Annotated in this window: 15 protein-coding genes; 9 read left to right on the top strand and 6 right to left on the bottom strand. The window is 66.8% G+C overall.

From position 1 onward, the window contains the following. Nucleotides 1-4: 4 nt before the first annotated feature. Nucleotides 5-1,117 (bottom strand): efflux RND transporter periplasmic adaptor subunit, encoded by a 1,113-nt coding sequence (locus GVL12_RS17390; protein WP_159916318.1) that lies wholly within the window; start codon nucleotides 1,115-1,117, stop codon nucleotides 5-7. 253 nt (nucleotides 1,118-1,370) lie between these two features. Here GVL12_RS17390 and GVL12_RS17385 point away from each other — a divergent pair, with 253 nt between their 5' ends. Genes GVL12_RS17385 through GVL12_RS17375 form a run of 3 tightly spaced genes read left to right on the top strand, consistent with a single transcriptional unit; the run spans nucleotide 1,371 to nucleotide 5,376 of the window. Continuing rightward, nucleotides 1,371-1,883, top strand: coding sequence for a sigma-70 family RNA polymerase sigma factor (locus GVL12_RS17385; protein ID WP_159916316.1), 513 nt, complete (start codon nucleotides 1,371-1,373; stop codon nucleotides 1,881-1,883). Continuing rightward, complete coding sequence (locus GVL12_RS17380) at nucleotides 1,880-2,860, top strand: FecR domain-containing protein (RefSeq protein ID WP_159916314.1); 981 nt, start codon at nucleotides 1,880-1,882, stop codon at nucleotides 2,858-2,860. The genes GVL12_RS17385 and GVL12_RS17380 overlap by 4 nt, the downstream gene beginning before the upstream one ends. Before the next feature lie 53 nt (nucleotides 2,861-2,913). Then, complete coding sequence (locus GVL12_RS17375; protein ID WP_159916312.1) at nucleotides 2,914-5,376, top strand: TonB-dependent receptor; 2,463 nt, start codon at nucleotides 2,914-2,916, stop codon at nucleotides 5,374-5,376. A 109-nt stretch (nucleotides 5,377-5,485) separates the two neighbouring features. Here the strand turns inward: GVL12_RS17375 and GVL12_RS17370 are convergent, their stop codons facing one another. Further along, entirely contained in the window at nucleotides 5,486-5,779 is a 294-nt protein-coding gene (locus GVL12_RS17370) for a YciI family protein (protein ID WP_159916310.1), read from the bottom strand. Between the two features lie 155 nt (nucleotides 5,780-5,934). Between GVL12_RS17370 and GVL12_RS17365 the strand changes: the two genes are divergently transcribed. The 6 genes from GVL12_RS17365 (at nucleotide 5,935) to GVL12_RS17340 (ending at nucleotide 14,049) form a co-directional block, all read left to right on the top strand. Next, complete coding sequence (locus GVL12_RS17365) at nucleotides 5,935-6,447, top strand: sigma-70 family RNA polymerase sigma factor (protein ID WP_159916308.1); 513 nt, start codon at nucleotides 5,935-5,937, stop codon at nucleotides 6,445-6,447. After that, entirely contained in the window at nucleotides 6,444-7,394 is a 951-nt protein-coding gene (locus GVL12_RS17360) for a FecR domain-containing protein (RefSeq protein ID WP_159916306.1), read from the top strand. The genes GVL12_RS17365 and GVL12_RS17360 overlap by 4 nt, the downstream gene beginning before the upstream one ends. Before the next feature lie 108 nt (nucleotides 7,395-7,502). Next, nucleotides 7,503-9,992 carry a TonB-dependent receptor gene (locus GVL12_RS17355; protein ID WP_200843851.1) on the top strand — a complete coding sequence of 830 codons (2,490 nt, stop codon included), beginning with the start codon at nucleotides 7,503-7,505 and terminating at the stop codon, nucleotides 9,990-9,992. A gap of 88 nt (nucleotides 9,993-10,080) precedes the next feature. Continuing rightward, a complete protein-coding gene (locus GVL12_RS17350) occupies nucleotides 10,081-10,614 on the top strand; it encodes an RNA polymerase sigma factor (RefSeq protein WP_159916304.1) in 534 nt (177 codons plus the stop codon). 2 nt (nucleotides 10,615-10,616) lie between these two features. Beyond that, nucleotides 10,617-11,585: a FecR domain-containing protein gene (locus GVL12_RS17345; protein ID WP_159916302.1), complete on the top strand. Its 969-nt coding sequence runs from the start codon at nucleotides 10,617-10,619 to the stop codon at nucleotides 11,583-11,585. Nucleotides 11,586-11,688: 103 nt separating this feature from the next. Further along, nucleotides 11,689-14,049 (top strand): TonB-dependent receptor, encoded by a 2,361-nt coding sequence (locus GVL12_RS17340; RefSeq protein WP_159916300.1) that lies wholly within the window; start codon nucleotides 11,689-11,691, stop codon nucleotides 14,047-14,049. A 102-nt stretch (nucleotides 14,050-14,151) separates the two neighbouring features. Here GVL12_RS17340 and GVL12_RS17335 read toward each other — a convergent pair whose 3' ends face one another. The 4 genes from GVL12_RS17335 to GVL12_RS17320 all read right to left on the bottom strand — a co-directional run bounded on the left by GVL12_RS17335 (nucleotide 14,152) and on the right by GVL12_RS17320 (nucleotide 19,352). Beyond that, a complete protein-coding gene (locus GVL12_RS17335; RefSeq protein WP_159916298.1) occupies nucleotides 14,152-16,326 on the bottom strand; it encodes a TonB-dependent siderophore receptor in 2,175 nt (724 codons plus the stop codon). 127 nt (nucleotides 16,327-16,453) lie between these two features. Beyond that, nucleotides 16,454-17,413 (bottom strand): siderophore ABC transporter substrate-binding protein, encoded by a 960-nt coding sequence (locus tag GVL12_RS17330; protein ID WP_159916296.1) that lies wholly within the window; start codon nucleotides 17,411-17,413, stop codon nucleotides 16,454-16,456. A 41-nt stretch (nucleotides 17,414-17,454) separates the two neighbouring features. Beyond that, nucleotides 17,455-18,405, bottom strand: a complete 951-nt coding sequence (locus GVL12_RS17325; protein WP_159916294.1) for an iron chelate uptake ABC transporter family permease subunit — start codon at nucleotides 18,403-18,405, stop codon at nucleotides 17,455-17,457. Then, the gene (locus GVL12_RS17320) at nucleotides 18,402-19,352 is read right to left on the bottom strand and encodes an ABC transporter permease (RefSeq protein ID WP_159916292.1); all 951 of its coding nucleotides are present in this window, start codon (nucleotides 19,350-19,352) and stop codon (nucleotides 18,402-18,404) included. Before GVL12_RS17320 ends, GVL12_RS17325 begins: the two co-directional genes overlap by 4 nt. Nucleotides 19,353-19,358 lie beyond the last annotated feature (6 nt).

The following is a 19,358-nucleotide window of genomic DNA, read 5'->3' as shown; positions in this document are numbered from 1 at the left end:
TTCCTTAGAGCATCTGGCTGGCAGCGCCATCGAGCAGCAGCGCCCCGCGCACCACGATGCGCTCGCCGCTCTTGAGGCCGGAGATCACCGGCACCCAGCCGCGTACCGGCTGGCCCAGCTTCACGTCGCGCGCCTCGAATGCATGCTCGGCGGTCTGCACGAACACCACGCTGCGGTTCTCGTCCTGGATCAGCACGGCGCCTATCGGCACCCGCATCTCGGCCGAGCGCTCCACGGCAATGCCCACGCGCGCCTGCATGCCTGCGCGCAGGCCCTGGGGCAAGTCCTTGTCGGTCAGCGCCAGCTGCACCGGCGCACGGCGCGATTCAGCATTCACCACCGCACCGACCTGCTGCACGCGTGCCGCCACCGGCGCCGACTGGGTGGACAGCTCGACCTGGGCGGCGACGCCGGCCTTGAGCTGCGGCAGGTCGGCTTCGAACACTTCGGCCACCACACCCAGCGATTGCGGGTTGCCGATGGAAAACAGCACGGCGCCGGCTTCGGCCAGCATGCCCATGCTCGCCTGGTGCTGGGCGACAACACCTGCGTGCGGTGCGCGCAGCACGATGCGGTCGCCGCCGTCAGGGCCCAGCAAGGCCGCGGTGCCGCGCGCACGCGCGAGTTCCTGCGCCGTTTCCTTGCTGCGGGCCTGGGCCACGCGCAACTCTGTCTCGGTGCCCACGCCGCGCTCGACCATGTCCTGCTGGCGCTGCAGTTCGGCGCGGCTGGTTTCGGCGCCCAGCTGGGCCGCACTGACTTCATGGCGCATGCGCAGCGCATCGGCACTCACCAGGGTGGCCAGCGGCGCGCCGGCCTTGACGGCCTGGCCCGGCTGCACATGGATGGCGGTGACGCGCGCCTGGGCGGGCGAGACCACGCTGTCGAGCTGCCCCGACGGGTACTCGAGGCGCGCGGGCGACCACAGCCACTGGTTCGATTGCGGCGCCTGCACGGGCGCGATCTCCAGCAGGCGCATGGCCGCCGGTGCAACCTTGACGGCCGCGAGATGTTGGCTGAAGGCCGGCGCCGCGAACAGCGCACTGACGAGCAACGCGGCAACGCTGGGGCGCAACAGCCAGGCGGGAGGCATCGCGGGGAAGGAAGAGGGAACCATATCTCGGCTTTCTCAAAGCAGTGCAGGCATGCGGCACCAGGGTGATTTGAGGCGATGATAGGAACCAGTCCTCGCGCGTGGGATGAACTCCACATGACGGTTTGGTAAGGATCGCGCGGCGGTGATGGCGCCGCTGCCGCACCCTTTCCTGCCTCGGCATGACCGTTGGTAGCGCCCAACGCCCGGACAGCTGTTTGCCGCTGATTTCGGCGACACCATTAGAATGAGAATCTTTCTCATTTATAAAAACGCTATGTCTGACGCCGGCGCGGCCCTACGACAACATGTTCAAACCCTGTACAGCGACCACCACGGGTGGCTGCGGGCTTGGCTGCGCCGGCGTCTGGGCTGTGGCGATCGCGCCGCGGATCTGGCGCAGGACACTTTCGTGCGCGTATTGAGCTCCCGGCAAGCCGCGGACACGGCCGCCTGGCGCGAGCCGCGCGCCTACCTCACCACCATTGCCCGCAACCTGGTGGCCGACCACTGGCGACGCCAGGAACTCGAACGCGCCTACCTCGAGGCCCTGGCCGCCCGGCCCGAGCCGCTGGCGCCGTCGCCGGAAACGCAGTTGCTGATCGTCGAAACCCTGCTGCGCATAGACGCCTGCCTGGCCGCCCTGCCCGCGCTCACGCGCCGCATCTTCCTGAGCTCGCAGCTCGACGGCCTGGTCTATGCCGACATTGCCGAACAGGAAGGCGTGTCGCTGCCCACGGTCAAGCGCCATATGAGCCAGGCTTTTCTTGCCTGTCTGGGGACGGCATGAGCAGCGCCGACGCGGCACGCGCCGATGCCACCATCGACCCGGCCATCCTGCGCGAAGCCGCCGAATGGCTGACCCAGCTGCATGGCGGCGATGCAGGCCCCAAGGAATGGGAAGCCATCGAGTGCTGGCGCGCGTCCAGCCCGGCCCATGGCCGCGCCTGGCAGCGCGCCGAGGCCTTGATGGGCGACCTGCGCGACCTGCCCGGCGGGCCGCTGCGCGCCACGCTGGAAAAGCCTGCGGCGCGGCGCCGCCATCTGCTGCGCCTGCTGTGGCTGCCGCTGCTGCCCACCGCAGGCTGGCTTGGCTGGCAGCAGAGGCGTGTCGACGGCGAGCGCTGGCGCAGCGCGACCGGCGAGCAATTGCCGCTCACCCTGGCCGACGGCACGCGGCTGCTGCTCAATACGGCCACCGAGATTGCCGTGGACTTCAATGCCCAGGCACGCACGATTGGGCTGCTAGGCGGCGAGATCCTGGTGACCAGCGCACCCGACCCGTCGCCCCTGCCCCGCCCGCTGCGCGTGGTGACGGCGGACGGCAGCGTGCGCCCCATAGGCACGCGCTTTTCGGTGCGCCGCGCCGGCAGCGATGACTACAGCCGCGTGGTGGTGTTCGAAGGCGCGGTTGAAGTCGAAGGCCAGGGCAAGTTGACGCGCGTCGATGCGGGCCAGCGATTGGACTTCGGCGCCAGCGGCGCAGGCCAGCCCCAAGCCCATGCCGGCGTCGCCGACGAAGCCTGGACCCAGGGCATGGTCGTCGCGCGCCGCATGCGCCTGGCCGATCTGGTCGCCGAGCTGGACCGCTACCACCCGGGCTTTCTGCGCTGCCACCCCGATGTCGCCGATCTGCGCATTTCGGGCACGTTCCCCGCGCTCGCGCGCGAGCGCAGCCTGCAGCTGCTGGCCGAGACCCTGCCGGTGCAGGTGCGCCAGCGCAGCGCGTACTGGGTGACCGTGGAGCCGGCCCACGCCGCCCAGTGATACCTTTTTGCGTTTCGTTCGTCGTGTTCATCAGTACATGACGAAAGGAAAAAATGTCTTCCAAGCCCTCGCTTCGTTTCCAGCCCTGCGCGCTGGCCATTGCCGTGCTGCTGGCCACCAGCGCCATGCCCGGCGCATTTGCCCAGACCAGCCCTTCAGCGTCGCCGGTGCAGCGCACCTATGCGATCGAGCCCGGCCCGCTCGATGAGGCGCTGCTGCGCCTGTCCACGGCCGCGGGCATGGGACTGTCATTCGAGCCTTCGCTGGTCGACGACCTGCGCAGCCCGGGCCTGCGCGGCAGCTACGGCAACGAGGAAGCGCTGCGCCGCGTGCTGCAGGGCAGCGGGCTCGAGGCGCAACAGCGCGGCGACGGGCTTTTTGTCTTGCGCAAATCATCCGCCGCGCGCGAAGGCAGCGCGGGCGCGCCGGCAGGCAGTGCCGTGACCATGGCCGCGGTGACGGTCTCGGCCCAGGCCGAGCGCAGCGCCACCACCGAAGGCTCGGACTCGCTCGCGGTTCGTGCCGTGAGCATCAACAAGGGCACGCAGTCGCTCAAGGACATTCCCCAGTCGATCAGCGTGGTCACGCGCAAGCAGCTCGATGAGCAAGCCATCACCGACCTGCGCGTGGCGATCAGCAACGTCACCGGCATGGTGGGCGCCCAGGGCGTGGGCCAGGGCATGGTGCTGTTCGCGCGCGGCTTCGAGATCAATGACTGGCAATACGACGGCGTGGCCATTCCGCGCAATACCTACGCGCTGGGCAACTGGGGCACCGAAGGCATGGTGTTCTATGACCGCGTGGAAGTCCTGCGCGGCGCTTCGGGCCTGCTGCAGGGCACGGGCAGCCCGGGCGGCGCGGTCAATCTGGTGCGCAAGCGCGGCCAGTCCGAAAAGACCGTCTCGGTCACGGCGCGTGCCGGCTCCTGGGACCGCTATGGCCTGCAGCTCGATGCCGGCGGGCCGCTCAATGACGAGGGCACGCTGCGCGCCCGCCTGGTGGTCGACGAAGCCCGCGGCCACTCCTTCATTGATTACGTCAACGACCGCACGCGCTCGCTGTATGCGGCGCTCGACTACGACATAGGCCCCGACACGACGGTGGGCGTGGGCGTGAGCCATTCGGACAGCCAGTCGCGGCCCATGATCTACGGCGTGCCCCTGCGAGCGGACGGCAGCGACGTGGGCCTGCCCCGCTCCACCTACACCGGCGCCTGGTGGAACCGCAGCAGCATCGAGCAGACCATGCTCTACGCCGATCTGGACCACCGCTTCAACGCCGACTGGAAGCTCAAGCTTGCGGCGGTACGCCTGAGCGAAAAGAACACGTCCAGCCACCAGCGCATGCACGGCAATGTGGCTGCGGACGGCAGCGGCATGACCTATGCCAACTGGATCACCGACTTCGACTCCGAGAAGGTCGGGCTCGACGCCTATGTGAACGGCCGCTTCCAGGCCCTGGGGCTGCGCCACGAAACCACCGTGGGCGCCAGCTACTCGAAGTACACCTCCGACGACATGTTCGCGCGCACCTTCACCGCCGGCGGCAACCTCTTCGCCATAGACCACAACCGCCCCCAGCCTACCGTGGCCAGCCTGCTGGCCGACGGTGGCAGGCAGTATCTCGCGGGATACGACGTGCAGCAAAAAGGCGTCTACGCCAGTTTGCGCACCCGGCTCACCGAGCAGCTGACAGCGATTGCCGGCGCGCGCGCCAGCTGGTACGACGCGATCTACAACGACAAGCAGGCCAGCACCCGCACGGTCACCACCGCCTCGCGCGAGATCACGCCCTATGCCGGCCTGGTGTATGCGCTCACGCCGCAATGGTCCGCCTATGGCAGCTACACGGGCGTGTTCGTGCCGCAGTCCGAACGCACGGCCGCGGGCAATGTGCTGGAACCCATCATCGGCAAGAACTATGAACTGGGCATCAAGGGCGAACTCGCGGACGGCCGCGTCAACACCTCGCTGGCCGTATTCCGCTACGACCACAACAAGCGTGCCGTCAACGACCTGGAAGCGGGCTTTGCCTGCGACGGCTGGTACTGCTCCAGGAACTCGGGCAAGGTGCGCAGCCAGGGCATGGAGGCCGAAGTCAGCGGCGAAGTGCTGCGCAATCTGCAGGTGATGGCCGGTTACACCTACAACACCACGGAATTCCTCAGCGACCCGGAGGAGCAGGGCAAGGCGTTCAGCACCATCACGCCCAAGCACATGCTGCGGGCCTGGGCGTCGTATCGCCTTCCCGGCGAATGGAATCGGCTCACGGTGGCCGGCGGCGTCAACACGCAAAGCCATACCCTGGGCTATGACCGTTCGTTCAAGCTCGCGGGCTTCACCGTGGGCAATCTGCGCCTGTCGTACCAGGCCACGCGCGAAGTCAACGTGGCCGTGAACGTCAACAATGTCTTCGACAAGCGCTACGTGCTGCCGGGTTACGTGGGCTACACCGGCTCCACCTATGGCGAGCCGCGCAATGTGATGCTCACGCTGAAGTACACGCCCACGCTGTAAGAGATCGAGATGGCGCGCGATGCCGCGCCATCTCATGCGGACCTATGACACGCTAGCGTAGCGCTGCAGCGCATGGGAACCGAACGCAGTGTTCCCTGCGCTGCTGGAATCACGCCGCGGGATTGAACAGGCACACTTCGCTGATCTCGATCTTTTCCCACACGCGCTGCAAGATGTACGGCTCGGTCTCGAGCCAGGCGTCGAAGGAAGCGCGGTCGGCAAAGGAAAAATGCGCGTTCGAGCCCACCATCTTGCCGCTGGCATCGAGCACGCCGCCGCCGCTGATGAAGCCGCCCTGGGCAGCCAGCACGCGTACGCGTTCAAGGTGGGCTTCGCGGCAGGCCAGGCGCCGCTCCAATGCGCCGTCATCTTTGAAGTCTTGTGCAACAAGGGCAAATTGCATGGGGTTCTTTCATGGAAAGGAAATACGGAGAACCGATCGTAGCCGCATCCAAACCCCTGAAGACCGCCACCGGCTGGAACCCGCCACGCGCAAGTTTTGTTAACATGAGAACAGTTCTCATTAACAACCGTCGCAGCGCGACAGACGGCTCTTTCATGTCGGCAGGCGACGCATCCCAGGACCTTCAGACCCTTTACGGCAACAACCACGGCTGGCTGCAGGGCTGGCTGCGCCGTCGGCTGGGCAATGCCTTCGACGCGGCCGATCTGGCCCAGGACACGTTCGTGCGCATTCTCGTGTCGGGCCGCATGCCCGATGCCGCGCAGTCGCGCGCGCATCTGACGCAGATCGCCAAGGGCCTGGTCATAGACCTGCACCGCCGCCGCGTGCTCGAGGCCGCCTATCTCGATGCGCTGGCCGTGCTGCCGGAAAATTTCGCGCCTTCGCCCGAGGAGCGGGCCCTGGCGCTCGAGGCCTTGCTGCTGCTCGATGCGGCGCTGGGCAGTCTGCCGGCCAAGGTGCGCGAGACGTTCATGCTGTCGCAGCTCGATGGGCTGACCTACTCCGAGATTGCCGCCCAGCTGCAAGTCTCGGTGGGCGCGGTGCGCAAGTACATGCTGCGCGCCGCCCTCGCCTGCCATGCGGCGCTGCACCCGGAGGCTGCATGAGCAACGGCGCGGTGCTGCATCAGGCGCTCGAATGGCAGGTCACGTTCTGGTCGGGCGAAGTCACGCAGGAGGAGCGCGATGGCTTTGCGCAATGGCTAGGCGCGGCGCCCGAGCATGCCCAGGCCTGGGCGCAGGTGCAGCGTACGGATAGCCGATTGCAGACCCTGGCCCGGCCCGCCGCGGGACAGGCCTTGCGCGTGCGGCCATCGACGGCGCGCCGGCGCGCGCTGCTGGGCATCGCGGGTCTGCTGGCCGGCGGCGGCCTGGCTGCGTATGCCGTGCGCGAAACCGCGCCATGGCAGCGCGTGCTCGCCGACCACCGCAGCGCACGCGGCGAGCGACGCGAAATCGTTCTGCCCGACGGCACGCGAATCATGCTGGGCAGCGCCAGCGCCATCGATGTGCATTACAGCGCCGGCGAACGCCAGGTGCGCCTGCTGGACGGCGAAATCTTCATCACCACGGCGACGGATGCGAGCGCGCGGCCGTTCATCGTGCACACCGCGCAAGGCACGGTGCGCGCCCTGGGCACGCGCTTTGGCGTGCGCCAGAGCGCCCCCTGGATTCAGGTGGCCGTCGAGCAAGGCGCGGTGGAAATCAGCCCCGCAAACGGCGGCATGGCCGCAAGGCAGCGCGTCGATGCAGGCCAGCAGGCGCGCTTCAGCCTGGCGTCCGTCGACGCCATCACGCCGCTGAATGCCAATGCGACGGCCTGGGCCCAGGGCGTGCTGGTCGCCGAGCGCATGCGGCTCGAAGACTTTCTTGCGGAACTGGGCCGCTACCGCAGCGGCGTGCTGCGCTGCGATCCGGCAGTGCGCGATCTCATCGTCTCGGGCGTCTACCCGCTAGACGACACCGACCATGCGCTGCGCATCCTGGCCCAGGCCTTGCCGCTGCAGATAAGCACGGCCACGCGCTGGTGGGTCACGGTGGAGGCCAGGGACTGAAACTTTTTTGCGTGGGCCGTAGCACTTTTTCCATCTCGTTCGGGAAACAGGTAGAGACCGCGTTTTCAACGCGCGTCGCACCGTTTCAACAATGAGAGGGAAAGTCGGATGACCATGGGAATTGACAAGCGCTCGGCTGCAGGCCATTCACCGCGCATGAAACCGCTGCACCACGCCGCGTTGCTGGCCTGCCTCGGCATCGCCTTCGCACCCGCCTGGGCACAGGATGGCGCCGCGCCCACGCGCGCCGAAGCCAGCGTGCGCTACGACATTGCGGCCGGCACGCTGGACCAGGTGCTCAATCGCCTCGCGACCAGCGCCGGCATCTGGCTGTCGTTCGACGGCGCGCTCACCGCGGGCAAGACCAGCGCAGGGTTGTCGGGCAGCTATAGCGTGCCGGCCGCACTGAAAGCGGTTCTTGCCGGACATGGCCTGGAAGCCGCTCCGGGTGCGGGCGGGGGGTATGTAGTGCGCAGGAGCGCGGCAGCCGTGACGTCGCGCGAGGCCGGTGGGCCCGAGGCGGCGCTCGGGGCCGTGACGGTCACGGCGCAGGCCGAACGCAGCGCCACCACCGAAGGTTCTGACTCGTTCGCCGTTCGCGCGGTCAGCATCAACAAGGGCAATCAATCGCTCAAGGAAATTCCGCAGTCGATCAGCGTGCTGACGCGCAAGCAGCTCGACGAACAGGGAATCACCGACCTGCGCGTCGCGGCCAACAACATCACGGGCGCGGTAGGCGTCAAGGGCGTGGGACAGGGCATGGTGCTGTCGGCACGCGGCTTCCAGATCGATGCCTGGCAATACGATGGCGTTCCCGTTCCGCGCAACAACTACGCGTTGGGCAACTGGGGCACGGAAGGCATGGTGTTCTATGACCGCCTCGAAGTGTTGCGCGGTGCCTCGGGCCTGCTGCAGGGCACGGGCAGCCCGGGCGGCGCGGTGAACCTGGTGCGCAAGCGCGGCCAGGCCGAGAAGACCGTCACGCTGACCACGCGTGCCGGCTCCTGGGATCGCTACGGCGTACAGCTCGATGCCGGGGGCCCGCTCAACGCCGACGGCTCCTTGCGCGGCCGCGCGGTCCTGGATGAAGCGCGCAGTCACTCCTTTGTCGACTACGTGAACGATGGCACGCGCTCGCTGTATGCCGCGCTCGACTATGACATCAGCCCGGCCACGACTCTGGGCCTGGGCATCAGCAACTCCGACAGCCAAGGCCGCCCGATGATCCGCGGCTTGCCGCGGTTCGCGGACGGCAGCGACCTCGGGCTGGATCGCTCGACTTTCGTCGGCGCCTGGTGGAACCGCGCGAGCATAGACCAGACCATGCTGTTTGCCGACCTGGACCACCGCTTCAACGCCGACTGGAAGCTCAAGGTCTCGGCCTTGCGCCTGACCGAGAAGAACACCTCGGTCCATCAGCGCATGCACGGCAATGTCGCCGCCGACGGCAGCGGACTGACCTATGCCAACTGGGTCACGGACTTCGACTCGACCAAGGTGGGGCTCGATGCCTACGTCAACGGCACATTCTCCCTGCTGGGGCTGCGCAACGAAGTGACGCTGGGCGCCAACTACTCGAAGTACACGTCGAACGACATGTACGCGCGCACGTTCACGCCCGGCGGCAATATCTTCGCCATCGACAACTACCGCCCATGGCAGGACGAAGCCACCATCCTGGCCGCGGGCGGAGTACAGACGCGTGCGACGTACGACGTGCAGCAAAAAGGCATCTACGCCAGCTGGCGCGCGAAACTCAGCGATCCGCTGACGGCCATCGTCGGCGCGCGCAGCAGCTGGTATGACTACATCTACAACGAGTCGCTGTACAACACCCAGACGGTGAACACCGCATCGGGCGAGATCACGCCGTATGTGGGCCTGGTCTATGCGCTGACGCCCCAGTGGTCGGCCTATGGCAGCTACACCAGCGTGTTCGAACCGCAGTCGGCGCGCAACATTGCCGGCCAGGTGCTGGACCCCATCATCGGCACGAACTACGAGTTGGGCGTCAAAGGCGAACTGCTCGATGGACGGCTCAACTCGTCGCTGGCCCTGTTCCGCTACGACCACAAGAACCGCGCCGTCAACGACGTCGCCTCGGGCATGGCCTGCAGCGGCTGGTACTGTTCCACACCCTCGGGCAAGGTGCGCAGCCAGGGCCTGGAAGCCGAGGTCAGCGGCGAAGTGCTGCGTAATCTGCAGGTGATGGCCGGCTATACCTACAACACCACCAAGTTCCTCAGCGACCCGAGCAACCAGGGCAAGGTGTTCAGCACCTGGACGCCGCGCAACCTCATGCGCGTCTGGGCTTCGTATCGCCTGCCCAACGATTGGAACGCGATGACCGTGGGCGCGGGCTTCAACGCCCAAAGCCATACGCTGGGCTATGACCGTTCGTTCAAGGTGCCGGGCTTCAGCGTCTGGAACATGCGCCTGGCCTACCAGGTCACGCCCGAAGTCAGCCTGGCGCTCAACGTCAACAATGTGTTTGACAAGCGCTACTGGATTCCGGGCTTTGCCGAGCAGAACGGCAACAACGACTTTGGCGATCCGCGCAATGTGATGTTCACCTTGAAGTACACGCCAAAGCTGTAGGCGCTGGCGCAAGGCGCGGCGGCTGGCGCCGGATTCGATGGATAATCAGTATTGAGAACCAATATCATTACGATTGACCATTCTTTCCGTGAATCAAACCGCCTCCCCCGTATGGCTCGGCCTGGACCTGGGCTGGGCCTACCACGCTCTGCTGCCCACCATCTGGCGCAGCACGCGCTGCGTGCACCGGGCACAGGACGTGCTGCACGATGCCTTTTTGCGCTACGCACTCAGCGGCCGGCACACAAGCCTTGCGAGTCCCCATGCCTATCTGCGGCGCGTGGTGCATTCGGTGCTGGCCGACCATGCGAACGAGGCCAGGCGCTGGTGCGCCCTGCCCGACGATGCGCTGCAGCTGCAGAACGAAGGCGCCGACGCGATGCTGCTGACCGCGCCTTCGGCGGAATTCCTGCTTGACCTGCAGCAGCGCCTGCATGCGGTGCAGACCACGATCAGCGGCCTGCCGCCGCGCTGCCGCGAAGTGTTCTGGCTGTGCCGCATCGAGGGACTGACCCAGCCCGAGATCGCGCGCCAGCTGGGCATCACGCTCAACGCGGTGGAGCGCCATCTGATCCGCGCCCTGGTCGATCTGCGCGCGCTGCGCGAGCAGATCGGCGGCTGAAGATGGCAACCCACACGACGGCGCGCGAAGATGCGGCGCGCTGGTTTCTGCGCATGCGCGAGACCCCGGTGCCGCAGGCGCAGCGCAGCGCCTTCGATGCCTGGCTCAAGGCCCACCCCGACCACGCGCGCGAATACGCAGGCTTTGACCTGCTGTGGCAGGACTTCGGCGCCACCGACCGCGCCCAGGCACTGGCCACGGCCCAGCGGCGACGCCAGCGCCGCCATGTGACGCGCGGGCTGCTGGGGCTTGCGGGTTTTGCCAGCCTGGGATGGCTGCTGCATGCGCATTGGCGCGCAGCCGATGACGCCGCGCGCTTCGCGCTGGCGCGCGAGACAGCAATCGGCCAGTTCGATCCCGTGTCCCTGCCCGATGGCAGCCAGGTGCGGCTGGGCGGATCGACCTCCATTGAAGTCGCCTTCGATCGTGCGCAGCGCGCCGTGCGGCTGGCCCATGGCCAGGCGCTGTTCCATGTGGCGCCCGATCCCGCGCGCCCGTTTGTCGTCGACTGCGCGGGCGCGCGCATCACCGTGGTGGGTACGGTGTTCTCGGTCGATCGACTGCCGGGCAGCGTGCGCGTGAGCGTGCAGGAAGGCGTGGTGCGCCTGGCTGCGCGCGACAAGCTGCAGGCCCCGCTGGAGCTGCGCGCCGGCCAGGTCGGCGCCTGGTACGACGCGGCCGTGCCGGGCAGCACGCCGCAGCGCCTTGCGGGCCTCAACGCCGAAGACGCGTTTGCCATCGAGCGCGGGCTGATCGTCTTCGAGCTGGCAACGCTGGAGGAAATCGCCGCCACGCTGTCGCGCTACCACCCGCTGGCCATACGCGCCCTGCGCGCCACGGGCCCGGGCGCGCCGCGCATCACGGCCGCGGTGCAGCTGCGCCAGCTCGATGATTTCCTGCGCGCGCTGCCGCATCTGGGCGCGGTGCGCGTGCAGCGCGCCGGCAGCGAAATCGTGCTTTCGGCGCGCTGAGGAAATTTATTTCGCCTTCGAGCTCAGGGATTGGGCGGGCATCTGCGTCATACATGCAGGCTTGTCCGTGGGACGAGCAATGACCTCTCAGGAGCCCTCTTTCATGTCGAAGTTTTCCCGCGCCGGCCGTCCCCTGCGCCACGCCACCCTTTCCCTGCTGTGCGCATCCGCCTGGGCAGCGTCCGTTGCCTGGGCCGCGCCGCTGTCCATCGATCTTCCGGCCCAGCCGCTGGCTGACGCACTCAAGTCGCTGGCCCGCAGCGCGGGTGTGACCATTGCCGCCGATGGCGCGCTGCTCGCGGGCAGGCAGGCGCCTGCGGTGCGCGGCCAGCTCGAACTCTCGGACGGTCTGCGCCAGCTGCTGCGCGGCAGCGGCCTGGAGTTCGTGCAGTCGATACCGGGGACCTATCTGATTCGCGCCGTGCAGCTGGACACAGTGACGGTCACGGCGCGCGCAGACCACAGCGGCACGACAGAAGGCACGGGCAGCTACACGCAGACCGGCCCGACGCGCAGCGCCACCGGCCTGGCCCTGACGCTGCGCGAAACGCCGCAGTCGGTCAGCGTGATGACGCGCCAGCGCATGGATGATTTCAAGCTCGAGACGCTGACCGATGTGATGGAGCAGACGCCGGGCGTGGCCATCGATCGCCAGGGCGACGGCAACAACATCATGGTGCGCGGCAACGCCGTCAACCTGCAGGTCGATGGCCTGCGCCAGATGGCCAGCGGCTGGTATGCGAACACGCAGATGCTCTACACCATGGACGACATGGTGGAGATGGACCGCATCGAAGTGCTCAAGGGCTCGTCGGGCCTGATGAACGGCGATGGCTACTACGGCGCCACGGTCAACATGATTCGCAAGCGGCCTACGCACGAGTTCAAGGCCAGCGTGGGCGCGGGCGTGGGCAGCCGGGACAATTACCGTGCCGATGTGGACATCGGCGGTGCGCTCAACGAAAGCGGCAGCGTGCGCGGGCGTCTCGTTGCCGCCGCCGCCGACGGCAAGGAATTCCGCGACCATGCGAAGCGCAGCAACCAGACGCTGTTCGGCACGCTCGACATCGATCTGAGCGACCGCACGCTGCTCAATGTCGGCTTCACCCAGCGCCAGCGCGAGTACTACGGCGCGGGCAGCACCAGCATGATCCAGGCCTATGCGGCCAACGGGCAGTACATGGGCCTGCAGCCGCGCTCGTTCAATGTGGGCGCGCCCTGGTCGGGCTATGCGCAAGACTCGCGCACGCTGTTTGCCAACCTGGAACACCGCTTCGGCAATGGCTGGAGCGCCAAGCTGCGTGTCAGCGATGAAAGAACCGAGATGCCCGACGGCGAAGGCGGCATCTGGTTCACCGGCATTCCGGCCGTGGTGGATACCAATTGGGCACGCGATCAGGTCAACAAGAACCGCAGCCTGGCGCTGGACCTGCAGGGCCCGGTGCAACTGTTTGGCCGCACCCATGAGCTGCTGTTCGGGGTCGATGCCGCGCGCACCAGCTCCAATACCTATTCGGGCAATAGGCGCTACAGCAACGTCGCTTTCGACTACGCGGGCGGCGGCGCCGCCATTGTGCGCCCCGCTGATCTGGACAGCTTCCCGCTGAACAATCACAGCTATTTCAGCTCGCGCCGCCATTCGGTCTATGCCGCGGGCCGCTTCAATCTGGCCGACCCGGTCAAGCTGATCGCGGGCGCGCGCATCACCAATTACCAGCAGTACGATCTCACGCCTTACGACTATTCGAACTTCGACTTCGCGAAAAGCGATGTCATCACCCCGTACGCCGGTCTGGTGGTCGATGTGCACAAGAACGTCTCGCTCTATGGCAGCTATGCGAGCATCTTCAAGCCGCAAAGTGCGGTGGATACACAAGGCCGCACGCTGGACCCCGAAGAAGGCCAGACGCGCGAGATCGGCGCCAAGGGCGAGTTTTTCGACAAGCGCCTCAACGCCAGCCTGGCCTACTTCTGGATGAAGACCGACAACGTGGCCGAAGCCACGGGTGAAGTCACTCCCGATGGCATCAGCCTTTACCGCTCCGTGTCGGGCGTCACCAAGCGCGGCTACGAGCTCGAACTGTCGGGCGAGATCGCGCGCGGCTGGCAGGCCCAGGGCAGCTATGTGCAAAACAGCAGCAATCTGAACAACTACACCTATCTGCCGAAGAACCAGTTCAAGCTGGGCAGCACCTACCAGCTCGGCGGCGCCGTGAGCGGCCTGACCGTGGGCGCGGCCACGCGCTGGCAAAGCAAGACCACGGCCGGCCCGCTGGTTCAACCCTCGTTCTGGGTCGTCGATCTGATGGCGCGCTATCGCTTCAACACCCACCTGAGCCTGAACCTCAACGTGCGCAATGCGTTCGACAAGAGCTACTTCGCGGGCATGCGCGATTTCGGCCGCGTGCAGTACACCTGGGGGGCACCGCGCAGCGTGAACGTCAGCATGCGCTACGACTTCTGAAGCAAGCGGCCCAGGGGATGATGGGCCGGTTCTTCGGCACTTCGACCGGGCCGCGCAGGCAGGCTCAGTGCGAACGGGGAAATGGCGTTCGCACTGTGCCGATCAAAGATCCACGCTCGCCGACAGCTGGAACGTGCGCGGCGCGCCCAGCGCCAGGCTCGACAGCAGCGGCATGCCCCAGTAGGCCTTGTTGGTCACATTGGTGATGCCTGCGCGGAAAGTCACGGAGCGGTTCGCGAGCCTGGTCGCATAGCGCGCGCCCAGGTCATACGTGGTGCGCCCGCCCACCCACAGGCCGTTGTCGGCGCTGATGTATTGCTTGGAGACGGACGTCGCATTGCCGGTGAGCGTCAGGCCCGTGGCGCCGGGCACATCCCATTCCACGCCCAGCTTGCCCTGCAGCTTGGCCACGCCCGTGGCCATCTTGCCCTGGGCGTTGGCGGTGGTCGTGCGCGTGACCTTGGGGTCCACATAGGCCACGCCGCCCATCAGTCGCAAGCTGCGCGTGGCCGCGCCGAAGAAGCTCCACTCCAGGCCGCGGTTGCGCTGCTCGCCGCCGAACGAGAAGATGTTGGTGACCGGATCGGTATAGCTGGCGGGCTTGCTGATCTCGTAGACGCTGAAGGTGTGCGTGAAGTCACCCATGTCGATCTTGACGCCCGTCTCCTTCTGCCTGGTCTTGTAGGGCGCGAAGATGTCGTCGGGGTTGGCGGACGTGATCGGCGCCTTCTGGCCCTGGCTCAGGCCCTCGATATAGTTGGCATAGAGCGCGATGCGGTCGGAAGCCTTGACCAGCAGCGCCGCCGCGGGCGTGGTCTCGCCCTGGTCGTAGCGCGTGGTGAGCAGCCCGGTCGCGGTGCTGTAGGTGTCGCTCTTGACCTGCTGGCGGCGCAGGCCCAGCGTGAGCTGCACGCGATCTTGCGCGAACGACATGGTGTCGACCAGGCCGAAGCTGGTCAGTTCCAGCGCCGTGTGCGAGACCGGCGGCGCGATGAATGCCGGCGCCGCACCCCAGACAGGGTGATAGAGGTTGGTGGTCCAGTCCGCGCCGGGCACCGTGCGCCGGCCGTAGTCGCGCTGGTCATGCTCGTAGCGCGTGGCGTTCAAGGCCCACTGGTGCTTGATCCCAGCGGTCTGCAGACGCCCCTTGAGGCCGACCTCGGCCGACTTCTTGTCTACATCGAAGGCCAGCTGGCCCATGGTGGTCCGGTAGTCGCCCGCGGCGTTGAGCACCTGGGCCGAGATCGCGCCGTTGTACTGGTAGTTGGTCCTGGCCGAGCCGAACGCGCCATAGGCGGTGATCCGGTCCGTCAGATCGATCTCGCCGCGCAGGATCGCGCCCTTGTCCTTGCTGTCGACATAGGCCCAGTCGGGGTTGATCAGCGTATCGCCGCTGGGCGGCCGGGGAATGGCGACACCGGGCGCCAGGCTCACGCCGCGCGTCTGGCCATTGATGTGGTCATCGGCGCTGTAGAAGTCGGCCGACAGGCGCGCGCGCTGCGAACGCCAGTCCAGGCCCAGCGCGCCCATCTGCAGCTTCTTGTCCTGGTTGTCGACCGGGCCTGCGCCATCGCGGTAGACGCCGTTGAAGCGCAGGCCGAATTCCTTTTGCGCGCCAAAGCGCCGGCCCATGTCGAGGTGGCCGCCGAACTGCGCATCGGACAGGTAGGTGGTTGTGAAGCGCGTGAGCGGCGTGTCGCCGGCGCGCTTGGGCACGAGATTGATCGCACCGCCCACCGAGCCGCCCGGTGGCATGCCATTGAGCAGCGCCGACGGGCCCTTGAGCACTTCGACGCGCTCGAACATTTCAGGCGAGGTGCGGTAGTACGGCGCCATGCCGGCCAGGCCGCCAAAGGTCATATCGCTGGTGCCGGAGGCAAAACCGCGTATCGAATAGTTCTCGCTCCAGGCGCCGGAGACGCCGTTGCTGAACACCGAAGGGTCGGTGGCGGCAATCACTTCCGTGATGTCCTTGGCCTGGCGGTCGGCAACATATTTCTCGGTGTAGCTGATGGTGGAGAACGGCGTTTCCATGAAGTCCTTGTCGCCCAGGAAGCCGACGCGCCCGCCCGAAGACACCTGGCCGCCGGCATAGGGCGCGGTGGCGCCAGATGCCTGGCCCGATACGGTCACGGTGGGCAGCGTCGCCGAGGTCTCGCCGGACTGGGCCATGGCCAGCGGGGTGGCGACAGTCAGCACCAAAGCAGCGGCAGCGGTCTGGCGCAGGAGAAAGGCGCGGGGTTGTGTGGAAGGGGAAATGCGGCGGATGCGGGACATCGGATGCTCGCTTAAGAGGTTGAAGTGGATTGAAATGAGACGCAATCCTGTTTTCGGACGGCAGATTGCCGTCGTTTGCACAGGAATACGTCAGGGGATCAGGCCCTGGTCAGGGCCGGAAATGGGCTCAGGGCCTGACGTTGTGGCCGTAGCCCTTGAGAACGTCATCGATCACGATGCGCACGGACGTCGGGCTGGCCGCGGTCACATACCAGGCCTGGGCATCGACAAACACCACGCGGCCGTTCTTCCAGGCCTTGGTCTGGCGCAGCAGCGGGTTGCCCAGGCTCTGGGCATTGAGCGCGGCGCGGCGTTCCATCACCGCGGTGCGGTCGACCACATAGATGATGTCGGGATCGGCCTGCTGAATGAATTCGCCCGAGACCGGCTGGCCATGCAGCCCCGTTTCGGCGGCCGGGCCCGCGGGCTTGACGCCCAGCGCGCTGAAGACAAAGCCGTAGCGCGACTGCGGGCCGAACGAACTGAAGGCGCCGTTGTTGTGCAGCACGATCAGCGCCTTCTCGGCACGGTCCCTGGTGACCTGGCGCGCCTGCTGCACCTTGGCGTCGAGTTCCGCGGCTTTGGTGCGCGCAATGTCCTGCCTGCCGAACAGCTGCCCCAGCGTCAGCAGATGGTCCTTGATGACCTCGATATGCCGGGCCTCGCTGTTGCGGTAGTCGACGTCGAACTGTATCGTCGGCGCGATCTGCGACAGCTCCTTGTACTGGCCGGCCTGCAGCGACGTGATCAATATCAGATCGGGGCGTGCTGCATGCACCCGTTCCACGTTCGGCTGAACGATGGAGCCCAGGTCCTGCACGCGCGGCGCATTCCGGTACTTGGCCAGGAAGTGCGGAATGAAGTCCTTGGGCATGCCGATCACGGGCACGCCCAGCTGGTCGAGGAAGTCCACCTCGTTCATGTCCAGTGCCGCAACGCGCTGCGGCGGCTTGCTGATCACCGTCTTGCCCAGTTGATGCTGCACCGTCACGGGTGCAAAGGCCGCGGCCTGGGGCGCCTGTGCGTTGGTCGCCAGCGCGGTCATGCCGGCCAGCAGCAAGGCGGCGCTGCGGAGGGTGAATCTCATGGGTTTTCTCCTGAAGATTGGAAGTGCCTGGATGAAAAATGTCATTCCGCGCCCCGGTTGCGCACGACCAGTGCAAGGAAGTACGCGCCGCACACCAGATTGACCAGAATGCCCACCGTGGTCCGGTAGTTGAAGACATGCTCCACCGCGAGCTGCGCCGCGATGAAGATGGCGACGGCGATCGCGCAGCCCATGGGCAGCGTGACGCGGTGGCGTATGCTGCGCGCCAGCGCATAGGCCATGTTCGCGACGAAGATGCCCATGAAGGCCGTGGGCCCGAGCAGGCTGGTGGAGACTGCGACCAGCGTGGAGATCAGCACCAGCTGCAACCGCACGGCGCGGCGGTAGTCCACGCCCAGCGAGATCGCGCTCTCGCGCCCCAGCGCCAGCACATCGAGCGTGGGCAGGGTCCTGAGCCCCACGGTGCAGACCACGGCGACGATCACGCCCGCATACAGCAGCTGCTCGGGTTGCGCGCGGTTGAACGAGGCCTGGGTAAAGCCCAGCAGCATGGAGAACTCGCCCGGGCTGGTACGGAACTGCACGAACTGCGTGAACGTGCCCATCACCAGCGTGAGCACCAGCCCCACCAGCAGCAGCGAATACACGTTGCTGGCGCCGTCCTGGAACAGCCAGCGGTGCAGCACCCACGAATAGGCCAGCATCAATGCCACCGACAGCGCGAAGTTGCCGCTCGCACCCAGCAGCACCAGGCTTTGCGTTCCCAGCAGCAGCACCAGCAAGGACTGCAGCAGCAGATAAACCGCCTCATAGCCCATGACGGCGGGCGTGAGAATGCGGTTGTTGGTGAGCGTCTGGAACGTGATGGACGACCAGGCAATGCAGATGCCGCCAATCAGCATCGCGCCCAGCCGCACCAGCCGCTTGGGGATCACATAGTCGAAGTCCATGCCCGAAAACAGGAATACATAGGTCAGCGCCAGCGCCGTCAAGCCCGCGCCCACACCGACCCGGAGCGTCTTGCGCGTCATCGCCGCCTCCAGACGACGAGCGCCAGAAACAGCAAGCCGCCCACCCCGCCCGCGGTCAGGCCGATAGGCACCTCGTACGGGTAGGCCACGAGGCGCCCGAGGATGTCGCAGGCCAGCAGCAGCGAGGCGCCGCCCAGCGCCACCACCGGCAGCGTGCGGCCCATGTGGTCGCCATGGCGCAGCGCCACCAGATTGGGAATGACCAGCCCGACAAACGGAATCGCTCCCGCCGTGATCACCGTGGCCGACACCGTGACCGCCACCAGCAGCAGGCCCAGCAGCACCGTGGCCCGGTAGTTGAGCCCCAGGCTCGTGGCCATGCCCTCGCCCATGCCCAGCACGGTGAAGCGCTGCGCGTAGGCATAGGTCAGCGCGACGATGGGCAGTACCAGCCAGAGGATTTCGTAGTTGCCCTGCACGATGCGCGAGAAGTCGCCCAGCAGCCAGCCCTGCATGCTCTGCAGGATGTTGTGCTGGTAGGCGTAGAACTCGGCAATGGCGCTGAGCACGCCGCCATACATCAAGCCTATGACAGGCACCAGTACCGTGCTGCGCGCGCGCACGCGGCGGATGATGGCCACGAACAGCAGGCTCGCGGCCAGGCAGAAGGCCAGCGCGAACAGCATGCGCACGGTCGTGCCCGCTGCGGGCGCGGCCGTCAGCGCGACCAGGATGCCCAGCTTGGCGGCGTCAAGCCCGCCCGTGGTGGCCGGCTCGACGAACTTGTTGCGCAGGATCTGCTGCAGCACCACGCCGCAGACCGCCAGGCCCACGCCCGTGAGCACCAGCGCCGCCAGGCGCGGCAGGCGGCTCGCGGTGAGGGTGAGCCAGGCATCGTCGGAAAGGGACAGGATGTCCACCCACGCGACCTGGCGCGCGCCGACCAGCAGCGAGGCGGCGCACAGCAGGGCAAACAGCGGCAACAGGCCGGAACGCAATAGCGGCATGTGGGA

It is taken from the genome of Pantoea sp. 18069 (assembly GCF_902706035.1).
Classification (GTDB): Bacteria; Pseudomonadota; Gammaproteobacteria; order Burkholderiales; family Burkholderiaceae_C; genus Comamonas.
The sequence above is the reverse complement of the archived record's forward strand: the minus strand, read 5'-3'. Positions and strand labels throughout refer to the sequence as shown.

Bases quoted from the DNA above. Each gene is read 5' to 3' on its own strand.
- GVL12_RS17390 (WP_159916318.1), bottom strand. From the start codon at position 1,117: ATGGTTCCCTCTTCCTTCCCCGCGATGCCTCCCGCCTGGCTGTTGCGC.
- GVL12_RS17385 (WP_159916316.1), top strand. From the start codon at position 1,371: ATGTCTGACGCCGGCGCGGCCCTACGACAACATGTTCAAACCCTGTAC.
- GVL12_RS17380 (WP_159916314.1), top strand. From the start codon at position 1,880: ATGAGCAGCGCCGACGCGGCACGCGCCGATGCCACCATCGACCCGGCC.
- GVL12_RS17375 (WP_159916312.1), top strand. From the start codon at position 2,914: ATGTCTTCCAAGCCCTCGCTTCGTTTCCAGCCCTGCGCGCTGGCCATT.
- GVL12_RS17370 (WP_159916310.1), bottom strand. From the start codon at position 5,779: ATGCAATTTGCCCTTGTTGCACAAGACTTCAAAGATGACGGCGCATTG.
- GVL12_RS17365 (WP_159916308.1), top strand. From the start codon at position 5,935: ATGTCGGCAGGCGACGCATCCCAGGACCTTCAGACCCTTTACGGCAAC.
- GVL12_RS17360 (WP_159916306.1), top strand. From the start codon at position 6,444: ATGAGCAACGGCGCGGTGCTGCATCAGGCGCTCGAATGGCAGGTCACG.
- GVL12_RS17355 (WP_200843851.1), top strand. From the start codon at position 7,503: ATGACCATGGGAATTGACAAGCGCTCGGCTGCAGGCCATTCACCGCGC.
- GVL12_RS17345 (WP_159916302.1), top strand. From the start codon at position 10,617: ATGGCAACCCACACGACGGCGCGCGAAGATGCGGCGCGCTGGTTTCTG.
- GVL12_RS17340 (WP_159916300.1), top strand. From the start codon at position 11,689: ATGTCGAAGTTTTCCCGCGCCGGCCGTCCCCTGCGCCACGCCACCCTT.
- GVL12_RS17335 (WP_159916298.1), bottom strand. From the start codon at position 16,326: ATGTCCCGCATCCGCCGCATTTCCCCTTCCACACAACCCCGCGCCTTT.
- GVL12_RS17330 (WP_159916296.1), bottom strand. From the start codon at position 17,413: ATGAGATTCACCCTCCGCAGCGCCGCCTTGCTGCTGGCCGGCATGACC.
- GVL12_RS17325 (WP_159916294.1), bottom strand. From the start codon at position 18,405: ATGACGCGCAAGACGCTCCGGGTCGGTGTGGGCGCGGGCTTGACGGCG.
- GVL12_RS17320 (WP_159916292.1), bottom strand. From the start codon at position 19,352: ATGCCGCTATTGCGTTCCGGCCTGTTGCCGCTGTTTGCCCTGCTGTGC.